Annotated in this window: 1 protein-coding gene; it reads right to left on the bottom strand. The window is 47.2% G+C overall.

The window, feature by feature from the left end; all coding sequences use genetic code 11:
* Positions 1 to 150: tetratricopeptide repeat protein (locus D7X55_RS47150; protein WP_368666534.1), on the bottom strand; the 150-nt coding region annotated here is incomplete at its 3' end.
* Between the last annotated feature and the right edge of the window lie 257 nt (positions 151 to 407).

Here is a 407-nt window from a genome sequence, read left to right as displayed (position 1 = left end):
CGTTATTGCTCCTTTAAAGTTACCGTCCTGCAGTTTTTGCTGGGCAGTGGCATAAATCTCGGAAGGCGGGCTGTCAGGCACCACATCCTTGGAGCCGGAACATCCAGCTAATGCCAGGCTCAACGTGGCTGCAGCCACCAGATATTTCATACGCGTCATGACGATTTGCTTATCCTCAGAGTGTTATTCAGGAAGCTGTCCGTTAAGCTTCCGATAGTGACCAGGTACGATAGCACATTATATTAAACGGCATCGCCGTGAAAACCCAACGTTAACGAAGAAGCTGTTTATTTATGGCACAACAAGTAAAACTCAACGCAACGGTATCCGAATCGCAACTCGGACAACGCTTAGATCAGGCTTTGGCCGAATTGTTCCCTGATTATTCACGTTCTCGCATAAAAGAA

This window comes from Corallococcus sp. AB049A (genome assembly GCF_003668885.1).
Classification (GTDB): domain Bacteria; phylum Myxococcota; class Myxococcia; order Myxococcales; family Myxococcaceae; genus Corallococcus; species Corallococcus interemptor.
This window is presented reverse-complemented; position numbering and strand designations above follow the sequence as displayed.